The organism is Geobacillus vulcani PSS1, assembly GCF_000733845.1.
Classification (GTDB): Bacteria; Bacillota; Bacilli; order Bacillales; family Anoxybacillaceae; genus Geobacillus; species Geobacillus vulcani.
The window spans coordinates 3,094,730-3,113,727 of record NZ_JPOI01000001.1; the positions used below are offsets into that span (position 1 = coordinate 3,094,730).

Sequence of the window (18,998 nt, forward strand, 5' to 3'; positions counted from 1 at the left end):
AACGGTTGTGTGTTAACGGAGGGAAACTGTGTAATGGAAGCGTTTCCAATTATCGCACCTTATCCATCTCGTTTTCCTTGCAGGGAGCGAAAAAAGTGAACGATATGACACAGTTCATCTTCATCGATGCAGACACCGTACTGCTGTTCAAGCGGAAACAACCCCTCTTTGACCGCCCTGTACAGCGCGCCATCTTCATCTTCATGCCCGCAAGCTTTCGCTGCTCCTCGGTCACCGCTCGTTCTCTCTCCGGACAGCAGGCGATCGAGCAAGCAGCAAAGATGAAAGACAAGCCCCACCAGATCGCGGCCATCCGCTTCAAGGCCGAGTTCCCGACCAATCGCCGCCAGCGCAGCGCGAATGGCGGGAATGGCCCGCGCCGGTGCGAGGTGGCGAAGATGGCCGGTCAGCTCTCTAGCCATATGCATATGAATTTCCTCAACGTCGGCTAACGCTTGGATTTCTTTCATCGCCCTCAAGCTAAGCACGTCCTCAAGAGAAAAGTGCGGGATTCGCTCATCAAGGCAAAGATGGCTGACTATACAGACGATGCGGAAATGTTTCGCGACGTTGGACAAGGTTTGCCGCGCTTCTTCCGCATCTGCCATTTGAATGGGAATAATGCGCCACATGCGCTCATCGAGCTGCAAATACGTTTCCAATATATGCTTTAGCGCCAACGCGCTTCCTTTTCCAGTAAAACAGGCGGTGACGATCGCCAGCATGTCCTGCTCCGCTGCGTCCTCCTCCCAAAGCGGCCCGCGAATGTAAAACGGCGCTGCAGCTTTCACTTCTTCGTAAATTTCCTGAAGCGCATAGCCGAGCATCGCTTTGCGGGCCGCTTCCAGCACGTGCGGCGTGCTGGCGGCGGAAATCACCCGCACCGGAACAGCGAGCTCTTTTTCCAAAAAGTTCGAAAACGACACAAGCGATCCCATGTCAACAAGCAACAGCGCTCCTTTTTTCGATGCGACGGGCTGCAGCACCGCTTTCACCTGCTCGTAAATCTGTTTCGGGTCGGCATCAAGCGGCATATCGACCGCATGCACACACGCGGCGGCCAACAGCTGATTCACGACGTCCGCCATCGCCGAAGCCACACCGTTGCCATGCATCACAACCACGATCGCCACCCGTTCCTCCCGCTCTTCCGCTTGCTCCTCGTGGAACGCAAAAAACATCGTCAAAAATCCCGCTTCATCGATCGGGAAGTCGATATTCGTCCTTTCTTCCATCAGCTGAAGGCAGTCGAGCGCGACGGCGAATTCCTGCTTATAGGCGGCGCGAACTTCATTCAGTTTCGGATGGGAAACGATCGTCCCGGCCCGCAGGCGGTTGATCGCCGTTTGAATGTGCATGGCGAGCGCATACATCACCTTCTCGGCGAGGCGGCGCCCAAGTTTTTTCTCCGCATAGACGACCATCGCTTCGGTCAACTCAAGGACGTCGGGAGCGACCATTTTCTCAAGATCGCGGCGATCGCGGATGCGCCGGTCCACCCCTTTCATGTATTGCGAGAAATAATGCTTAATGTCCATTTCCAGCAATAGGTCCAGTTCATCGCCGGCGATGCCGCGCTCTTTTAGTTCTCCGTATTTGCGCTCAATCGCGCCGTAAACCGATTCGGATTCCGCCGCCGGCCCGCTCTCAACATCGGCCTCCCCCCCATGCGGCGGGAAGGCATACCACCGTCGCGGCAGCGAATAAGAGGCGGCTTGCGGATGTTTTTTCTCCAGCAAAAGCCCCCTTTGCACTTGAAATGGCAAATCGGCGCGATGAATGCGCACCGCTTGTTTCTTTCCGGTGACATAATCGGCGTAGGCTTTGGCGCAAACGAGCTGCACATCGGCCTTCAGCTGCCCGACGTTGTTCGGGCACGGATAAAACAAAAACGCGCGCATGGCATTGGCGGAGACGTCAATTTCTTTTCCGAGCCGCACCGCCTCTTCCTGAAAAAACTGCATCACCAGCCGAAAGCGTTCGTCAAGCGTCCGCTTCTCCAGCGGCGGCAGCAAAATATGCATTGGAATGCGGCGGCGGAACGTTTTCAGCAAATTCGACTCCGGATCTTCCGTTGTCGCACAAATGAGCAACACATTGGCTGTTCTCTCCACATCCGTCTCGCCAAGCCGACGGTAAATGCCGCGGTCAATAAACGTAAACAGCATTTCTTGCCCTTCGGCTGGCAGACGATGCACCTCATCCAAAAACAAAATGCCCCCGTCCGCCTTTTCAATCAATCCTTTTTGCTCATTGGCCCCGGTATAGGCCCCTTTGCGGATCCCGAACAACTGTCCGAGCAGCAACTGGGGGTTGTTCGTGTAATCAGCGCAGTTAAACGTCACAAACGGCGCCCCCGGCGGAAAACGGCCAGCTGCGACGGCAAATTCATGGAGCAACTCGGCAAACATCGATTTCCCCGTTCCCGTCTCGCCGACAATCAACATCGGCAGCCCTTTGGGCGGATACAAGACGGCGGCCTTTCCTTGCTCCACCGCCGCTGCCAAGCTCGGCTGCTGCTTGGCCAGCCGGTCGAGACGCGTCATCGCTTTTGGTCCACATGCCAGCGCAAAGCGAACCGGCCTTCCGGTTTGCTTTTGCACTTTTCCCTCCCGCCAAAGGCGGTTTAAATCACGGCTGACGTTGGCTCGATCTAGCCCGAGAGCACAGGCCAACTCCTCAGCGCTCACCCACCGCTTTCCATTCCGTTCCCACTCCCGCAGCGTTTCGTAGACAAGATCCACTCTTTTCACAGCCGCTCCCCCCTTGATCAACACATTCGCAACAGCACCGGCAAACTCCTGCCGGCTTCCCGCGGAAACGTTGAACCGATCTGCCGTCCTTCATTGGCCGGACACAGCTACACTGGTCGAAAAACGAACGCTTTTGTCAGCGAAGTCATGACCATCATTCCGAAAAAACCCATAACATGGTTGACCCTCACTTAGCCAGAAAAGACCCTGCTTTTTTCTGAACAACATCGATGAGGAAAATGCTCTTCCCCGCTCTGGCATGAACATCACGACTCGCCGAAGGGTGATTTTCGCAGAAAAAGAGAGCGTCTCCCAAAGTGGGAAAACGCTCTTTTCCTTACCGCCTATGTATGCTGTGCTTCACTCAAAGGCAACGTTCCTGAAGCCGGGCCCTTTATTTCGTAAAGACGTGATGCCCAATGCGAATCGTCACCGGGCGCGACAACATCCATTTGTCTTTGGTGATTTTCGGATTGTAGAAATAAAGCGAGCCGCGGCGGTCGCTCGGGAATAAGGCCAACGCCTTGTCAACCGCCTCGTAATCTTGCTTGGTTGGCTGAATGCGGGTCAATTTCCCCGTTTTGACCGGTACAAACGCATAGCCGGATTTCGTCTTTTGATAAATGACGCCGCGCACCGTCTTTGGAAACTCCGGATGCTTTGTGCGGTTGAAAACGACAAGCGCCACTTCCACCTTGCCGGCAAACGGCTCGCTCGAACCGGTCTCCGCCTGCACAAGCTGGGCGAGCAGCTTCCGGTCGGCGGCGCTTAATGAGATCGATTTCTTCTTTGCCGGCGCCGAAGCCGATCGCTTCGCCGCAGCCGGCACTTTCATCTTTTCGCCGGCATAAATCACATCGCTTTTTAACCCGTTTAACGACTTTAACGAAGCAACCGAAGTATGATATGTTTGGCGATCTTCGACAATGTATCGCCTTTTTTCACTTGATAGTATGTATACGAGCCAGCCGCTTCCGCCGACATCCCATGAGAGCTTAACGCCATACAGCAAATGATCGTGAGCGCTGCCATCGTCTTTTTCACTCTGCGCATCCCCCTCATCGTTGCCTTTTGGCTTTTTTCTTTGTTTACTAGATTAGCAGGACAAGAAAGAAACGTCACTGTATATCTTTTCCATACAAAGTGGCCGGCAGCTTTCGATCCGTTGTCGCTGTAAGGCGGGACAAGCTTTTTTACAGTTGCATTACAGTTGCGTTACGCTTCGTAACAAGCCGTCGTTTGAAACTTGCCAAACAGCAAGCTTTTCGACATAATAGTAGACGAATCTTGCCTATGGAAAAACAGTTGATCATCATGTTGGGGTGGGGATCGTGCTGACCGGATGGTTTCTTTGGTTTATTTTGCTTTGGGTCGTCTTTTTGCTTGTCATGATGTCGATCGGGGGCTTTTTCATGTTCCGCAAGTTTTTGAAGCGGCTGCCAAAAGAAGATGGAAAATCGGAGCTCGACTGGCAGGAATATTACATTGAACAAACCCGCCATTTATGGGGGGAAGAAGAAAAGGCGCTGCTTGAGGAATTGGTTCGCCCTGTGCCGGAATTGTTCCGCGACGTCGCGCGGCAAAAGATCGCCGGCAAAATCGGCGAGCTTGCCTTGAAGGAACAGGCGCCGCGCATCACGCGCGACTTGTTGATCCGCGGCTACATCATTGCAACGCCGAAGCGTGACCATAAATTTTTGATCCGGACATTGCAGGCGAAAAACATCGATCTCGCCCCTTATCAACATTTACTGGAAAGCCGCTGACGTTCCGCCTTTCGCCGAAGGCTGACCGGCGGCTTTCGTCTGTTTCAGCATGAAAAGCAGCCTAAACAAGCAACTTTTTCGGCCGGGACAGACGACTTCATCCCCGTCTGCGGAACATTCCAAGGAAGCGAAGTGAAGCGGCTTGGCGCAACAAAAAAGGAAGCTGTCCACCAGCGGGACAGCTCTTTATGTCAGCACTGGCGGTTTCAGCTGCGCCGCCAGCTTTCTATACGAAACATACATCGCAATCCGCCATGGCACAATCATGGAAAACGCGAGCAAATAAAACATGCCGCTTAACTGGCGGTAGTCGATCGTTCGCCCTAAATACGTTTTCAACCCAAGGCGAATGACAATCAAACCGAGCAAAATCCAAATAAAGGATTTTGAACGTTTCAAATAAATATCGTTGCCGCGGATTTCAAACTTCGACGTTTTAATGAGAAACAGCGAGAAAAACAGGCCAAGAATGACCGCTTCGATCAGTTCCCCGCGCGTAACACGAAAGACCGGATCGATGAACATCAGCGCCCCGGTGCTCATAAACAACGGCGGCAAAATAATTTTTTTGGCATTCGTCGGCTTTTCCGACGCCTTCATGCGCACAAAAAAGATGAAAAACGCCATCACAACGGCGATGAGCGAGGTAATGAACGCCAAAGCCATCACCTTCTTCCGACAAAATTCACGGACAACGCTATTATAGCAAAAACCGCTCCGCTTGCCCACCGTCCTCTCGAGCCGCCCCCGCCTTCGTCAAACATCGCGATCGCTTCATCCCTCTCGCTGGCTAAAAGGAACGCAGCCAGCTGTCTTCCGGCGGTCATAAGCGGCGCCTTCCTTTGCCGTACGGAGCCGAAGACCGCTTACAAAAGACGGGCAATCGCCTCGAGCACGCGGGTTTCTTCAAACGGCTTGACGATGAAATCGGCCGCTCCGGCTTCAATTGCCTCGACAACCATACGCTGCTGCCCGAGCGCCGAGCAAATGATGATTTTCGCCCCGGGATCGATCTCCTTAATCGCCCGCACCGCTTCAATCCCATTCATGACCGGCATCGTAATGTCCATGATGACAAGATCGGGGCGCAGCCGGCGATACAGCTCGACCGCCTCTTTGCCGTTTTCCGCCTCACCGGCTACGGTGTGATCCGTTTTTTCTAGTATGCGTGCCAGCGTTACCCGCATAAACTTCGCATCGTCAGCAATTAAAATGGCAGCCATCTTTCCATCGTCCTCTCCTCAACGAGATTCCTCCAACAACAGCCGCACAAAGGGCGGCTCCATCGCCGCTAAAAGCCGGTAAATCCGCCAAACAAGCTTGTTGTATAAGCAATCAGCTTTGTCATCCAGTCAAAGTACAAAACGACGCCCATCGCCACCATGACATAGCCGCCCACCTTCATGATGGACGCGCTATGGCGGCGAATCCATTGCAACTTGCCGATAAAAAACGACAAAATGAAAAACGGAACGGCAAATCCGAGCGTATAAGCAAGCATATACACCATTCCTGAGCCCGGGTTGGTTGCGGCTAGAGCGACAACCGCCACCAAAATCGGCCCCATGCACGGCGTCCAACCAGCAGCAAACGCCATGCCGATCAGCACAGAGCCGACATATCCCGAGGGCCGTTCACGAAACGAAATGCGCCGGTCTTTCAACAAAAACGCCGGCTTCCACAGCCCGGCGACGACGAGGCCGAAAGCGACGATCACGACCGCGCCGATTTGCCGGATCGCATCTTGATAATCGGCGAACAGCCTTCCAAGCAGCGAGGTGCCAAAGCCAAGCGAGATAAAAATGAGCGAGAAGCCAAGCAAAAAGCAAAACGTATGCCATAAGCTGCGGCGATTGAACATCGCGTTTTCCTCTTTCAGCTCGCTGACCGACACGCCGGTGATATACGATAAAAACGCCGGATAAAGCGGCAGGCAGCACGGGGAAATAAACGACAAAAACCCGGCGCCGAACGCTAAAAATAGATTGAGATCATTCATTGGTGAACCAGCCCCTGCTTTTTTACTTTTTATTTTAGCAGAATTCCTTCTTCCCGTAACGTGTTTCTCATTGTTCCTGGTCAATTTTTCTATTTTCCATTTTTGCGTTCACTGATAAAATAGTATAAAGCACCATACACAATACTTCAAGCAAAGGACGGTCGATTCGTGCCGAAATGCAATTTGTTGACCTTGATTGAACAAAAGCGGATGGAGCTTGTCGACACGGTGGCCAAAACGGGGTTAAACTCGGCGGCGGCCATGAAAATCAGCAAAGAGCTTGACACGTTGCTCAATGCCTATCAACGAGAACAAACCAAGCAGCGAAAGCAAAGCGCCTCCCGCTAGGCGGGACATGGCGCTTTCTTCTTTATTGTTCCAAGCAGGGGCGGCAAAACGCCGCCATTTACGCATGGACGTCGACGAGGCCGTTTTGCAGCAAATACATTTGATAATAAATCCCCCTTTGCGCCAAGAGTTGCTGGTGCGTGCCGCGCTCGACGATTTCGCCACGCTTTAGGACGAAGATTTGATCCGCATCTTGAATGGTGGACAAACGGTGGGCGATCACCAGCGTCGTCCGCCCTTTTCGCATTCGCGCGAGCGCTTCTTGAATCGCTTCCTCTGTTTCCGTGTCAATATGGGCGGTCGCTTCATCGAGCACCAAAATTTTCGGATCAGCGGCGATCGTGCGAGCAAAGGAAAGAAGCTGGCGCTGACCGCTCGATAACGTCGCCCCGCGCTCAGCGAGCACATGGTCGTAGCCCCCTGGCAGCTGCTCAATGAACGGCTCGGCCTGCACCAATCGAGCGGCCGCCCTCACCCGCTCCTCATCGATGGTTTCGTTATACATGCGAATATTGTCGCGCACCGTTCCGTAAAACAAAAACGGATCTTGCAAGACAAGGCCTAGCCGACGGCGGAGCTCAGCGCGCGAATAATCGCGGATCGACCGGCCGTCAAGCAAAATATCGCCGCGGTCAAACTCGTAAAAGCGCATGAGCAGGTTGATGATCGAGCTTTTGCCGCTGCCCGTATGGCCGACAAACGCGACCGTCTGTCCGGGGTGAATCACAAATGACACGCGCTTTACGACATCTCGTTTGCCATCGTAGGAAAAACTGACATCGCGAAACTCAATTTCACCGCGCTCGATCGTATACGGAGCTTGTTCCGGATGAAACGGCGCCTCCTCTTCACGGTCAAGAAGGGCAAAGACGCGCGAGGCGGAAACGATCGCCTGTTGATACAGCGACAGGCGCATCATCATTTGCGTCACCGGCTCAAAAAAGCGCTCCAAATAGTTGACAAAAGCGTAGAGCACGCCGATCTCAACCGGGCTTTCGAGCGCCGAAATGCCAAAAAAGCCAAGCACAACCATAATCGAAGCCATATAGATCACATCGATCGCCGGCCGAAGCAGCAGCCCGTCAAGGCGGATGTTTCGCATCCCCGCCCGGTAGTGCGCCTCATTCACAGCCGCGAACTCCCGGTAGAGGCGCTGCTGTTGACGAAACGCTTGAATGATGGCCATCCCTTGCAGCGACTCATTCAATTTGGCATTCAGTTCGCTCAGCCGCTCGCGCATGTCTTGATAAAATACCGAGCTGTAACGGCGATACGTGCGCATAATGAGCGCGATGGCCGGCAGAATGAACAGGCAAAACAACGCGAGTCGGACGTTGAGCACAAACATGGCGATAAACACGCCAATGACAAACAGACCGTTTTGCACAAACACCGCTAAAACGCTAATAAACATGTCTTTGATGGCTTCCGTGTCATTCGTCACCCGCGAGACGATGCTGCCGCCTGGCGTTCGGTCGAAATAGCTCATCCCAAGGCGATGCACCTTGGAAAACACGTCCATCCGCAACGCTTGAATAATATATAAAGCGAGCCGCTGAAATTCAACAAGCTGAAAGTACGTGATGGCTGTTTTCGCGGCGAGCACGCCGAGATAAGCGGCAGCCAACGCCGCCACCGGCTCAAAAGCCAGGCGGCCCGGCATGAGATAATCATCGATGAACACCTTCACCAAGTACGGTCCGGCAAGCTCGCCGGCCGTGGACAAAAGAAGAAGGAAAAACGCAAGGGCGGCTTCCTTTTTGTATCTCCCCATGTAAGAAAGCAACCGCCAAAGGACTCGCCGCTGTTCTTTGGCCGTCAACGTCTGCCCGTTCATGCCATCCCTCCGATCTGTGATCCTTCCACGAACGCTTCGAGTTGTTGACGCTGATGCATGTCGCGATACCAGCCGTCTTCAGCCATGAGCTTCTCGTGGGTTCCGGCCTGCACGATTCGTCCGCCATCGAGCACCACGATCCAATCGGCATGCTCGACCGCGCTTAAACGATGAGCGGCGATGATCGTCGTTTTGCCGCGCCGCTCTTGTTTTAAGGCGGCTAAAATACGCGCTTCCGTTTTCGCGTCAACCGCCGACAACGCATCATCCAAAATGAGCACTTCCGGATCCGCCAAAAGCGCCCGCGCGATCGACAGCCGCTGTTTTTGCCCGCCCGACAAAGAAACGCCGCGCTCGCCGACAACGGTCGCATAGCCGTCTGGAAATTGAAGAATGTCCTCATGAATGTGGGCGAGCTGCGCCGCGCGCACGATTTTCTTCTCCTCGACCTCCGGTTGGGCGAAGGCGATATTGTCGCGCACGGAAGCCGAAAACAAAAAATGGTCTTGCGGCACATAACCGATCGCCGAGCGGAGCGCAGACAGCGTGTAACTGCGAATGTCGCGGCCGCCGAAGCGAATTTCTCCGTCATAGCCGTCAAACTCGCGCAGCAACAGACGAAGCAGCGTCGTTTTCCCTGCCCCGGTTTTGCCGACAACGCCAAGCGTCGCCCCGCTCTTGAGCCGAAAACGAATGTCCGAAAGCGCCGTCCTCATCTCCCCGGGATAGGCGAACCGCTTGATGTCGTACTCGATGTCGCCTCGCGGGGGAACGTCAATGGCATCGGGAGCTTCCTGAATTTCATCCTGCTCGGCCAACAGCGCCCGCACCCGATCATACGAGGCGCGCCCGCGCTCAACGATGTTAAACAGCCAGCCGAACGCCAACATCGGCCAAATGAGCAAGCCGAGATAGGTGGTAAACGAGACGAGTTCCCCAATCGTCAGCTCGCCGGTCAACACCATTTCGCTTCCAAACGCGACCGCGAGGAAAAACGACAGCCCGACAAGGAAGCCGATCGTCGGGTCAAAGAGCGCGTCAATTTTGGCGACAGCGATATTTTTAGCCACCACATCTTCCGATTGACGGCGAAACGCCTCCACATCTTGTTTTTCATAACCAAACGCTTTGATCACCCGAACGCCGCTGATGCTTTCCTGCACTTTATCGTTGAGTGACGAGAACGCCTCTTGCGCCGTGACAAACCGCCGATGAAGGATCGTTCCGTAGCGGCTCGTCGCCACCGCCATCACCGGCAGCGGCAATAGACTGATGAAGGTCAGCTTCCAGCTGATCGAAACCGCCATGGTCGCCAGCACAAATCCGCCGAGCGTCAGCGAATCAACAAGCGTCAAAATGCCGCTGCCAGCCGTTTGCTGGATCGCTTGCAAGTCATTGGTCGCGTGAGCCATCAGATCGCCGATCCGCTTCCGCTGATAAAACGACGGCGACATCTTCGTAAAATGTTCATACAGCTCATTGCGCAGCTGGCGGGCGAGCTTGACGGCCGCTCCGAAAATGCAAATGCGCCAAGCATACCGGAGGCCGTAAAGCGCCGCCGCAACAGCGGCGAGGACAGCGATCCAGCGGATGAGCACTTCTTTTGTCATCGTGCCGTTTTTCATATGATCGACCAACAAGCCGATCACTTTCGGCGGGACCGTCTCCAAAAACGCGACGATGACAAGCACGAAAATGCCGGTCATATACGCCTTCTTTTCTTGACGGAAAAACCAAAACAAATCGCGAAACACACGCATGCCATCCCGCCCCCCCTTTGTTTCACTAGCAAACAATCGCCATATTATTGTAACAAAACTAGAAAAATTTTGAAAGAACATTTTTACAAAATAAAAAGACACTCTCGATCGAGTGTCCGTTTCGCTTATTTCAGTTGATTGTTCATCATTTTCATCATTTGATTGATTTTCTTCTGCGAAGGCGTCATGCCCATTTGCATCATCATCATGCGAATCATTTGTTCATTGATTGGCGGGTTTTTCTTCAAATAATTGATCATCGTTCTGCGGGCGATGAAAAACCCGATCGCCACCCCGGCGATGAGCGCCAGCACGCCAACGAGAATCGTATCCCACATAGCAGCGATTTTCCTCCTTCTTGTTGTCTCCCTAACAGTGTACTAAACGATGCGCCATTAGACAATATTTCGCGACAAAAATCTTTTCATTACGCAAATTTTCTCCCTTGCGCAGGCGCGGACAGCCAACAGTAATCGACAAAATCAGCGTCGACTGCCAAAAACGTCGGCGACAACTGCGCCAGCGCCCGTCCGATGTCCGCGGCAAGCGGCGCGCTGTCGGCGACAAGAAGCAAGCGGCGCTTTTGCACGACAAGCAACGCTTCCTCGCCGGCGTCGTTTTGCAAAACAAACATATTGCGCTCCAAATTTTTGCCGACGCGGCCGACAAAATATTGCTTTAAGCCGAGTTCCAGACGCGAAAATGACAGCCGTTCGGTGATAAATTCAACTTGCTTGCGGCAAATTGCCTTCAGCGGTGCTTTCGCGTATTGATGCTCACGAAGCAGTTCGACAATTTTTTCTGGCCGATGGCGGTAATGCAGCGCCACATCGTCATTCAACAAATAAATCCAATAGCGGACCATGCCCCATCCCCCATTTCTGTTCATCTATTTTCTATTATAGAAAAGGAAAGGGAAAAAATATGTCTATTAACGGCAAGTTTTTTCACTAACTTTGTCGATTTTTGTTTGCGGTGGACATGCCGCCGTAAACAGGCAACGCGTCATCAACAAGCCTTTCCCTTCGATCCAACCCCGAAACTACTTGAACAAGGCGCAGCGCGGCCATGCTGCACAAAAACAAGCTGCCCCTGCAACAACGCAAGGGCAGCTTTCCCGATTACTTGCCGAGCAACGCTTTCGTGCGGCGGACGACGTTGTCAACGGTGAAGCCATACTCGGCCATGATTTTCTCTCCCGGTGCCGAAGCGCCAAACCGATCGATGGCCAAAATGTCGCCCTCGGCGCCGACGTAGCGCTCCCAACCGAGCGACGCCCCCATTTCGATAGCGAGCCGTTTCGTCACCGTCGGCGGAAGCACTTCATCGCGGTACGATTTTGGCTGCGCTTCGAAGCGGTCCCACGATGGCATGCTGATGACAGAGACATGGATGCCCTCAGCGGCGAGAGCTTCTTGCGCTTTGACGGCTAAACCAACTTCCGAGCCGGTCGCCAACAACAGCGCCTCCGGAGCGCCGTTTTTCGCCGGTGAAACGACGTACGCGCCTTTTTTCACGCCTTCATACGCCAACTCGGCTGTTGTCGCCAATGTCGGCACATCTTGACGCGTCAAGACAAGGGCGGTCGGCTTGTCCGTCGATTCGAGCGCCAGTCGCCATGCTGCCGCGGTTTCATTCGCATCGGCCGGTCGGATGACCGACAAGTTCGGCATGGCTCGAAGCGAAGCAAGATGTTCGACCGGCTCGTGCGTCGGTCCGTCTTCGCCGACGGCGATGCTGTCGTGCGTCAACACATACGTGACCGGCAGCCCCATGAGCGCCGCGAGTCGAATGGCCGGGCGCAAATAGTCGGAAAACACGAAGAACGTGCCCCCGAACACCTTCAATCCACCATGGAGCGCCATGCCGTTCAGCGCCGCCCCCATGGCAAACTCGCGCACGCCAAACCAAATGTTGCGACCTTCATAGCTGTCCGGCAGGAAGTTGCCGCCGCCTTTGATGAGCGTTTTGTTCGAGCTTGCCAAGTCCGCCGAACCGCCGAACAGTTGCGGCACCGCTTTGGCGATGGCGTTGATGACTTCGCCCGAAGACGAGCGAGTGGCTAGGCTTTTGCCCGCTTCGTATACCGGCAATGAAGCTTCCCATCCGTCCGGAAGTCTGCCTTCGATCGCTCGCTTCAATTGGGCGGCCAGTTCCGGATAGGCCTGTTCATAGGCGGCGAACTGTTCGTTCCATTCCGCTTCTTTTTTTGCCCCCGGCTCTTGCACTGTTTCCCGGAAATGGACATATACTTCTTCCGGTACATAAAAATCTTCGGCGAACGTCCAGCGGTACGCTTCCTTCGTCAACTTCGCCTCTTCCGCGCCGAGCGGAGCGCCATGAACGCCGGACGTGCCCGCTTTATTTGGCGCACCGTAGCCGATCGTCGTTTTCACTTCAATGAGCGTCGGCCGGCTGAGATCAGCCCGTGCTTCTTCCAACGCTTTTGCAATTTCTTCAATGTTATTGCCGTCCTCAACGCGCAAATATTGCCATCCGTACGCTTCAAAACGCTGGGCGACGTTTTCCGAGAACGACAGATTGAGCTCCCCGTCTAGCGAGATGTCGTTCGAGTCATACAGGACAATCAGACGGCCCAACTTTAAATGGCCGGCGAGTGACGCAGCTTCGCTTGCCACGCCTTCCATCAAATCGCCGTCGCCGCAAATGGCGTACGTATAATGATTGATGATCTCAAAGCCGTCTCGGTTGTATGTAGCCGCCAAATGTCGTTCCGCCATGGCCATGCCGACCGCCATCGCAATCCCTTGGCCAAGCGGGCCGGTCGTCGCTTCCACCCCCGGCGTATGACCGTATTCCGGATGGCCTGGCGTTTTGCTTCCCCACTGGCGGAACTGCTTGAGGTCGTCCATGGATACGTCGTACCCGCTTAAATGGAGCAAGCTGTAAAGCAGCATCGATCCATGGCCCGCGGATAAGATGAACCGATCGCGGTTGAACCAACTTGGATTTGCTGGATTGTGGTTCATAAATTTCGTCCAAAGCGTATACGCCATCGGCGCCGCACCCATCGGCATGCCTGGGTGCCCGGATTTCGCTTTTTCGATCGCGTCAATCGACAGCGTTCGAATCGTCGTAATCGCCAACTCCTCGATTGAATGCGCCATCGTCTTCCTCCCTTTCATCAACATGGTGTCATTTACTATCATATAGAAAATTGACTTGCTTGTACAACGTTTCTTTTTCTTCCAACGCGAACGAGGCAATGATTCCTTAATGGAAACGCCGCTGCCGGCTTTCCTTCAATTTTTGGGGCGTTACGTCATTGCCGTTTGGGTCGATGACGGTCACCGCATGCAGCATATCGGTCATCGCTTTGCGGAACGCCTGAATATACTCGCGGCGCAATTTCGCCTGCTCAAGCGTCTCTTCGGCTGACAAGCCAGCCGTTTTTGCCTTTCTCGCCAGTTCGTTGATGCGGGCAAGTTTATGTTTCGCGATCATCAGGCATCTTCTCCTATCTGTCATATTCTCACTCGACTTCATCTTATCGGATGAAACGGGAGGATGGCAACGATGTCTCAGTTTTCTTCATCTGTTCGCCGCTTTTAAGATTAGGTGCGTCACACGATCAACGCTGCCGTTGTTGCTCGTCCATATATTCTTGGTAACGGCGATGAACAGTCGCCTTGGACGCCTCATAGCCAAAGCTCCGCAGCGTCGCGGCGATATCAGCAAATGTCAAGCCGCGTTCGCGCAAGCGGACGATCTCCTCGACCGGCAGATCGATTCGATCGCGCCCGGCGTTTTCACCCTGGCGCCTCAAGTTCCGCTCCGGACGATAGCCGCGCTCGACGGCCCGCCTCATGCCGCGCTTAATTTTCGCATTATGTATTTTCCGCTGGTACTCCTCAACAATAGCGATGATGGACAACACCATCTCATCGGCTTCCGACAGCGGCATTTCCCCTCGGTGGTTGGCGCTGTATATTTTCACCCCTTGCTTTTTCAAACAGTGCAGCACCGCCATGCGCGCATGGCCGCGCCCAAGCCGCGTTTCATCTTGAATAAGCAACACATCGACGCTTCCCTCTTCGCACAATTCGAGAAGCTCCAATACGCCATCGCGATCAGCTTCATAACCGCTCGCCTGCTCAGCGATTACCTTGACGACTTCAAATCCACACTCAGCCGCCAGATGCTCCAGCTCATCGCGTTGCCTAGCCAGCGACGTTTCCTGCTCTGTTTTGTCTGTGCTGACGCGGCAATAAATGACCGCTCTCATGGCCTCCCCTTCTTTCTGTCACCGGTTGACGGCCAATGAGCCGCCCTGCTTTGATTTTAACACGGGGATCACGATTTGTTCACCTGCCGTGAGGCGCGAACTCGACAGGTGATTCATCTCCATCACCCAGCGGATAAACTCATTCGGCGACAGCCCGTGCTCCTCTTCATACTGCTTCGCCAACCCCCAAAGCGTATCGCCAGGAGCGACCGTGATCGTCACGTATTCTTTTTGATCGACCGGGCTGCTGGCGTAGACGAACCCTGCCAATACGAGCGCAAACAAAAAAGAGAATAGAAAGTGGTGCAACAATGTTTTTCCCATTTCCCCCACCTTTTCCTAGAATGTTTGTTCGCTTTCCTTCATTATATCTAGGAACGTTTGTTTGTGTCAATAAAAAACTCGAACTCATGTTTGTTTTTTCATCTTCCGCATGATATAATGGAGGCAAATGATGTAGCAAGAGGTGTGAAACGATGACGAAACTGTCAAAACGACAGCAGCAAATTTTAGAGTTTATTAAACAGGAAGTGAGAACGAAGGGGTATCCGCCGTCGGTGCGGGAAATTGGGGAAGCGGTCGGGCTTGCGTCAAGCTCAACCGTCCATGGGCATCTCGCGCGCCTAGAGAGCAAAGGATACATCCGCCGCGATCCGACAAAGCCGCGCGCCATTGAAATTTTGGACCCTGACATGGCCAAGGAAAAAGAAAAAGAGGAAACGATCTCTGTGCCGATCATCGGCAAAGTGACGGCCGGCCAACCGATTACCGCAGTGGAAAATATCGAAGGCTACTTTCCGTTGCCAAAACGGCTCGCCTCAGGCGAAGAACAGCTGTTTATGCTTGAAGTGATGGGCGACAGCATGATCGAAGCCGGCATTCTCGACGGCGACTACGTCATCGTCCGCCAACAGTCATCGGCCAACAACGGCGACATCGTTGTCGCCATGACGGAAGACAACGAAGCGACGGTGAAGCGGTTTTTCAAGGAAAAAGACCACATCCGCCTGCAGCCGGAAAACGCGCATCTTGAACCGATCCTCGTCCGCGACTGCACGATTCTCGGCAAAGTGATCGGCGTCTATCGCCTGATCGACTAAGAGTCCGGCCAGCGCTGCCGCCATAACAAAAGCTGCCCGAAAAACAGGGCAGCTTTTTTATGCATCAGTAAAGCTCCAAATATTGATCCAATTCCCATTGATGGACCGTTGTCCGGTACATATCCCACTCGATTTCCTTCGCTTCGATGAAATGCTCGAATAAATGTTTGCCGAGCGCGTGAATCATCACTTCATCGGACTTCAAGTTTTCCAGCGCTTCATGCAGCGTTGCCGGCAAATCGACGATGCCTTCTTCGAGCCGTTCTTCTTTCGTCATGACGTAAATGTTTCGATCCACTGGCGCCGGAGGAGTGAGTTTGTTGCGAATGCCGTCAAGCCCAGCGGCTAAAAGCACCGCCATAGCCAAGTATGGGTTGGCCGACGGGTCGACACTGCGCACCTCGATGCGCGTGCTCATGCCGCGCGAAGCGGGAATGCGGATGAGCGGGCTGCGGTTGCGCGCCGACCAAGCGACGTAGCACGGCGCTTCATAGCCTGGAACAAGCCGCTTGTACGAGTTGACGGTCGGGTTCGTCACCGCCGTAAAGTTCGGCGCATGCTTCAGCACACCAGCGATAAACTGACGCGCCGTATCGCTCAACTGCAAATCGCCGTTCGGGTCGAAAAAGGCGTTTTCACCGTTGCGGAACAGCGACAAGTTGCAGTGCATCCCTGAACCGTTAATCCCAAAAATCGGCTTCGGCATAAAGGTCGCATGCAATCCGTGTTTGCGGGCGATCGTTTTGACGACGAGCTTAAACGTTTGAATGTCGTCGCACGCTTTAATGGCATGGGCGTATTTAAAATCAATCTCATGCTGGCCCGGGGCGACTTCATGATGGGACGCTTCGATTTCAAACCCCATTTCCTCAAGCTCAAGCACAATGTCGCGTCGGCAATTTTCCCCAAGATCCGTCGGCGCCAAATCGAAATAGCCGCCGCGATCGTTCAGCTCCATCGTCGGGTGTCCTTTTTCGTCCAGCTTAAAGAGGAAGAATTCTGGCTCAGCCCCTAAGTTAAAGGCGTTGAAGCCGAGCGACTCCATCTCTTTTAGCATCCGCTTCAAGTTATAGCGCGGACAGCCTTCAAACGGCGTGCCATCCGGGTTGTAAATGTCGCAGATAAAGCGGGCGACTTTTCCTTTTTCTGCGGTCCACGGGAAAATGACGAACGTATCCAAGTCCGGATACAAATACATATCCGACTCTTCAATGCGGACAAATCCTTCGATCGACGATCCGTCAAACATAATTTTGTTGTTAAGCGCTTTCTCCAACTGACTGATGGGAATTTCGACGTTTTTGATCGTGCCCAAAATATCGGTGAATTGCAGGCGGATGTACTTGACATTTTCCTCTTTGACGATGTGTAGAATGTCGTCACGCGTATATTTTGCCATGTTGAAACTCCTCCCCGGCTCGGAAATCATTTTCCGTCATTAATGAAAGAAGCGAGCGAGATCTCCTTGGCGAAGCGATGCGCGCTGAAACCGCCCGGCCTGCAACAATTCATTCCGCAAAATTTCGCGCAGTTCTTCATCCGACAGCTTCGGTTTTCCTGCTTTTTCGACTTTCTCCGCTTGCCCGTGGCGCCCTTCCTCCCGTGCGGCAAAAATTTGCTTAACGCCTGCCAAGTTGACGCCTTGGTCGATCAAATCTTTAATTTCCAGCAAGCGGTCAATATCATTGAGCGAAAACAGCCGCCGGTTGCCTTCGGTGCGCGCTGGCGAAACAAGGCCGTGCTCTTCATAATAGCGGATTTGCCGAGCCGACAAGTCGGTCAGCTGCATCACAATCCCAATTGGAAACAATGGCATGGAACGACGAATTTGGCTGCTCATGCCAATTCCTCCTCGCTTTTGATACCTTTATTTTACCATAATGTTAGGAAATGAGTCAATGAAACGTGACGTTTCCTCACAAACAAATCAACTGTTGTTCAAGCAAACGCTGAATGGCGGAACAGACGGCGATTTTCACATGCGAATACGTCAATCCGCCTTGCACATACGCGACATAGGGGGGACGCAACGGCCCATCGGCCGTCAACTCAATGCTTGCCCCTTGCACGAACGTGCCGGCGGCCATGATTACTTTGTCTTCATAGCCCGGCATCTCACTCGGATACGGGGTGAAATGAGCGTTGACCGGGGAGGAAGCCTGAATCGCTTGGCAAAATGCCACCATTTGTTCCGGATCGTCAAAACGGACGGACTGAACCAAATCCGTTCGCTTTGCCTTCCACGATGGCGAGGTTTTGAGTCCGATCCGCTCGAGCATCGCCGCCGTAAAAACCGCTCCCTTGAGCGCTTGCCCGACGACGTGCGGGGCAAGGAAAAACCCTTGGTACATCTCAAGCAAACTGTACAGCGACGGTCCGACTTCGGCACCGATGCCCGGTGATGTCATCCGATAGGCGCACGCTTCGACATATTCCCGCTTGCCGACAATGTAGCCGCCCGTTTTCGCCAGCCCCCCGCCGGGGTTTTTAATGAGCGATCCAGCCATCAAATCAGCGCCCACATGACACGGCTCTTTTTCTTCCACAAACTCCCCGTAGCAATTGTCGACAAACACGACAACATCCGGTTTAATCGACTTGACGAATGCAATCATGCGGCCGATTTCTTCGACGGTAAAAGACGGCCGGTCCGCATAGCCGCGTGAACGTTGAATGCCGATCATTTTCGTCCGTTCATGGATCGCTTCGCGAACGGCCGGCCAATCGACCATTCCATCCGCTGTGAGCGGCACGCTGCGATAACGAATGCCGAACTCCTTCAGCGAGCCGACGCCGCGGCCGCGGACGCCGACGATTTCCTCAAGCGTATCGTACGGAGCGCCGGTGATGTAAAGCAATTCATCACCCGGGCGCAAAATGCCGAACAAGGCGATGGCAATCGCGTGCGTGCCGGAAGTGATTTGCGGCCGCACAAGACCGGCTTCCGCTCCAAAGACATCAGCGTAAATGCGGTCGAGTGTATCGCGGCCCGTATCGCCATACCCATAACCGGTCGTCGGAATGAAATGGCCGTCGCTCACTTGATGACGACGGAAGCTTTCAAGCACCCGGTATTGGTTTGCTTCAATCAATTCGTCGATGCGGCGGTGAATCGGCGCGATTTGTGCTTCAATTTCCTCGATGAGAAGAGCGATGGTTTCTCCGTGTCTCCACTGTGTCCAAAACATC

18 protein-coding genes and 1 pseudogene are annotated in these 18,998 nt (G+C 53.7%); 3 read left to right on the plus strand and 16 right to left on the minus strand.

Annotated features, from left to right (window positions below; all coding sequences use genetic code 11):
- Positions 1–59 precede the first annotated feature (59 nt).
- Together N685_RS0116610 and N685_RS18515 are read right to left on the minus strand one after the other, a co-directional pair.
- Positions 60–2,753, minus strand: coding sequence for a sigma-54-dependent transcriptional regulator (locus N685_RS0116610; RefSeq protein WP_031410214.1), 2,694 nt, complete (start codon positions 2,751–2,753; stop codon positions 60–62).
- 394 nt (positions 2,754–3,147) lie between these two features.
- Positions 3,148–3,815: pseudogene (locus N685_RS18515) on the minus strand (cell wall hydrolase).
- A gap of 269 nt (positions 3,816–4,084) precedes the next feature.
- Between N685_RS18515 and N685_RS0116620 the strand changes: the two are divergent.
- Entirely contained in the window at positions 4,085–4,519 is a 435-nt protein-coding gene (locus N685_RS0116620) for a DUF2621 domain-containing protein (protein WP_031410216.1), read from the plus strand.
- 186 nt (positions 4,520–4,705) lie between these two features.
- On the opposite strand, the gene N685_RS0116630 is transcribed toward N685_RS0116620, so the two are convergent.
- From N685_RS0116630 to N685_RS0116645, 3 genes are all read right to left on the minus strand, one after another.
- Positions 4,706–5,185, minus strand: a complete 480-nt coding sequence (locus N685_RS0116630; RefSeq protein WP_407059689.1) for a CcdC family protein — start codon at positions 5,183–5,185, stop codon at positions 4,706–4,708.
- A gap of 200 nt (positions 5,186–5,385) precedes the next feature.
- Positions 5,386–5,742 (minus strand): response regulator, encoded by a 357-nt coding sequence (locus N685_RS0116640; protein WP_011230839.1) that lies wholly within the window; start codon positions 5,740–5,742, stop codon positions 5,386–5,388.
- 68 nt (positions 5,743–5,810) lie between these two features.
- On the minus strand, positions 5,811–6,518 hold the full coding sequence (locus N685_RS0116645) for a cytochrome c biogenesis CcdA family protein (RefSeq protein WP_031410222.1): 708 nt from the start codon (positions 6,516–6,518) through the stop codon (positions 5,811–5,813).
- Between the two features lie 168 nt (positions 6,519–6,686).
- On the opposite strand from N685_RS0116645, the gene N685_RS0116650 reads away from it, so the two are divergent.
- Entirely contained in the window at positions 6,687–6,866 is a 180-nt protein-coding gene (locus N685_RS0116650; protein ID WP_031410224.1) for an aspartyl-phosphate phosphatase Spo0E family protein, read from the plus strand.
- A gap of 58 nt (positions 6,867–6,924) precedes the next feature.
- On the opposite strand, the gene N685_RS0116655 is transcribed toward N685_RS0116650, so the two are convergent.
- The 8 genes from N685_RS0116655 to yneA all read right to left on the minus strand — a co-directional run bounded on the left by N685_RS0116655 (position 6,925) and on the right by yneA (position 15,033).
- Positions 6,925–8,703 carry an ABC transporter ATP-binding protein gene (locus tag N685_RS0116655; RefSeq protein WP_031410226.1) on the minus strand — a complete coding sequence of 593 codons (1,779 nt, stop codon included), beginning with the start codon at positions 8,701–8,703 and terminating at the stop codon, positions 6,925–6,927.
- Positions 8,700–10,463, minus strand: a complete 1,764-nt coding sequence (locus N685_RS0116660) for an ABC transporter transmembrane domain-containing protein (protein WP_031410228.1) — start codon at positions 10,461–10,463, stop codon at positions 8,700–8,702. Before N685_RS0116660 ends, N685_RS0116655 begins: the two co-directional genes overlap by 4 nt.
- 125 nt (positions 10,464–10,588) lie before the next feature.
- Positions 10,589–10,801, minus strand: coding sequence for a YneF family protein (locus N685_RS0116665; RefSeq protein ID WP_031410230.1), 213 nt, complete (start codon positions 10,799–10,801; stop codon positions 10,589–10,591).
- An 89-nt stretch (positions 10,802–10,890) separates the two neighbouring features.
- Positions 10,891–11,328: a sporulation inhibitor of replication protein SirA gene (gene sirA, locus N685_RS0116670; RefSeq protein ID WP_031410232.1), complete on the minus strand. Its 438-nt coding sequence runs from the start codon at positions 11,326–11,328 to the stop codon at positions 10,891–10,893.
- A gap of 256 nt (positions 11,329–11,584) precedes the next feature.
- Positions 11,585–13,591: a transketolase gene (tkt, locus tag N685_RS0116675; protein WP_031410234.1), complete on the minus strand. Its 2,007-nt coding sequence runs from the start codon at positions 13,589–13,591 to the stop codon at positions 11,585–11,587.
- A 106-nt stretch (positions 13,592–13,697) separates the two neighbouring features.
- Positions 13,698–13,928, minus strand: a complete 231-nt coding sequence (locus N685_RS0116680; protein WP_031410236.1) for a DUF896 domain-containing protein — start codon at positions 13,926–13,928, stop codon at positions 13,698–13,700.
- Between the two features lie 127 nt (positions 13,929–14,055).
- Positions 14,056–14,709 carry a YneB family resolvase-like protein gene (locus N685_RS0116685; RefSeq protein WP_031410238.1) on the minus strand — a complete coding sequence of 218 codons (654 nt, stop codon included), beginning with the start codon at positions 14,707–14,709 and terminating at the stop codon, positions 14,056–14,058.
- A gap of 18 nt (positions 14,710–14,727) precedes the next feature.
- Positions 14,728–15,033 carry a cell division suppressor protein YneA gene (yneA, locus tag N685_RS0116690; RefSeq protein ID WP_031410241.1) on the minus strand — a complete coding sequence of 102 codons (306 nt, stop codon included), beginning with the start codon at positions 15,031–15,033 and terminating at the stop codon, positions 14,728–14,730.
- Positions 15,034–15,185: 152 nt separating this feature from the next.
- On the opposite strand from yneA, the gene lexA reads away from it, so the two are divergent.
- Entirely contained in the window at positions 15,186–15,809 is a 624-nt protein-coding gene (gene lexA, locus N685_RS0116695) for a transcriptional repressor LexA (RefSeq protein WP_031410243.1), read from the plus strand.
- 64 nt (positions 15,810–15,873) lie between these two features.
- On the opposite strand, the gene glnA is transcribed toward lexA, so the two are convergent.
- From glnA to N685_RS0116710, 3 genes are all read right to left on the minus strand, one after another.
- Entirely contained in the window at positions 15,874–17,208 is a 1,335-nt protein-coding gene (glnA, locus tag N685_RS0116700) for a type I glutamate--ammonia ligase (RefSeq protein ID WP_031410245.1), read from the minus strand.
- Positions 17,209–17,247: 39 nt separating this feature from the next.
- Positions 17,248–17,649, minus strand: a complete 402-nt coding sequence (locus tag N685_RS0116705) for a MerR family transcriptional regulator (protein WP_031410247.1) — start codon at positions 17,647–17,649, stop codon at positions 17,248–17,250.
- Positions 17,650–17,725: 76 nt separating this feature from the next.
- The gene (locus N685_RS0116710) at positions 17,726–18,997 is read right to left on the minus strand and encodes a methionine gamma-lyase family protein (RefSeq protein WP_031410249.1); all 1,272 of its coding nucleotides are present in this window, start codon (positions 18,995–18,997) and stop codon (positions 17,726–17,728) included.
- Position 18,998: the final 1 nt, after the last annotated feature.